The organism is Dietzia sp. HMSC21D01 (assembly GCF_001815995.1).
Lineage (GTDB): Bacteria > Actinomycetota > Actinomycetes > Mycobacteriales > Mycobacteriaceae > Dietzia > Dietzia cinnamea.
The window spans coordinates 1-1,299 of record NZ_KV823635.1 but is presented as its reverse complement, the minus strand read 5'-3'; the positions used below and the strand labels follow the sequence as shown (position 1 = coordinate 1,299).

The following is a 1,299-nucleotide window of genomic DNA, read 5'->3' as shown; positions in this document are numbered from 1 at the left end:
CGCGCGCTCGGCCGCGCCCTCGTCATCGACGCACACCACGAGCGCGCCGGTATCGGGGATGCGGGCGAGGAAGGTGTCGAAGACCTCGTAGTACGCCTCGGCGGTGCCGAAGTGGTCGAGGTGGTCGGGTTCGGCGTTGGTGAGGATCACGACGTCGGGTTCGTAGTGCACGAGGGACCCGTCGGACTCGTCGGCCTCGGCCACGAACACGGGGTCGGCGCCGCCGCGCGCGTTGGTCCCGAACTGCAGGACGGTGCCGCCCACCGCGAAGGACGGGTCGGACCCGGCGGAGAGCATGCCCGCGATGAGCATCGAGGTGGTGGAGGTCTTGCCGTGGGTACCGCACACCATGATCGAGCGGCCCGCCCGGGCGAGGTGCCCGAGCACCTGCGACCTGGTGACGACCGGGATGCCCGCGGCCCGCGCCGCGACGAGTTCTGAGTTGTCGGCGGGGATCGCCGCCTTGGACACCACGACGATCTGCGGGGGCGAGTCGAGGGCCTCGAGGGCGTCGGCGTGGTGGCCGACGCGCACGACGGCGCCGCGATCGGCCAGCGCGCGCAGGTCGGCCGAGTCGCGGGCGTCGCTGCCGGAGACCGCCACGCCGTGGTCGAGCAGGATCCGCGCGACGCCGGACATGCCCGCGCCGCCGATCCCGATCATGTGGACGCGCTCGAGCGTGGTCGGCACGGAGTCGGTGCCGGGGATGGTGGAGGTCAACGCGGGGCCTTTCCGGCGGCGTCCAGCGCGATGCGCGCCACGACCTCCGCCGCGTCTCGGGAGCCGCCGCGGACGGCGGCCTCGGACATCATCTGGAGCCGGTCGGGGTCCAGCGCGAGAGGCAGGACCTCAGACCGGAGGTGGTCGGGCGTGAGGTCGGCGTCCTCCACGAGCAGGGCCGCGCCGCCGGCGACGAGGTCGCGGGCGTTGAGGGCCTGCTCGCCGTTGCCGTGGGGCAGGGGGACGAACACCGCCGGCAGCCCGACGGCGGACACCTCGGCGACGGTGATGGCACCCGACCGGCACAGGATGAGGTCGGCGGCGGCGTACGCCAGGTCCATGCGGTCGAGGTAGGGCACGGTCACGTAGGGCGCGCCGCCGGCCGGTACGACCGGGGCGTCGTCGAGGTTCTTAGGACCGACCGCGTGCAGGACGCCCACGCCGGCCCGGGAGAACTCCTCGGCGACCGCCGCCATGGCGGTGTTGAGCGACCGCGCGCCCTGGGAGCCGCCCACGACGAGCAGGACGGGCCCGTCGGGGTCCAGCCCGAAGGTCGCGCGGGCCCGCGACCGCAGGGCC

General features: G+C 74.5%; 2 protein-coding genes. Both read right to left on the bottom strand.

Annotated features, from left to right (window positions below; all coding sequences use genetic code 11):
- A partial coding sequence (locus tag HMPREF3086_RS00975) for a Mur ligase domain-containing protein (RefSeq protein ID WP_246830837.1) occupies window positions 1-663 on the bottom strand: 663 nt, incomplete at its 3' end.
- A gap of 53 nt (window positions 664-716) precedes the next feature.
- Window positions 717-1,299 (bottom strand): UDP-N-acetylglucosamine--N-acetylmuramyl-(pentapeptide) pyrophosphoryl-undecaprenol N-acetylglucosamine transferase (locus tag HMPREF3086_RS00970; protein WP_305790920.1); only part of this gene is annotated, 583 nt, incomplete at its 5' end.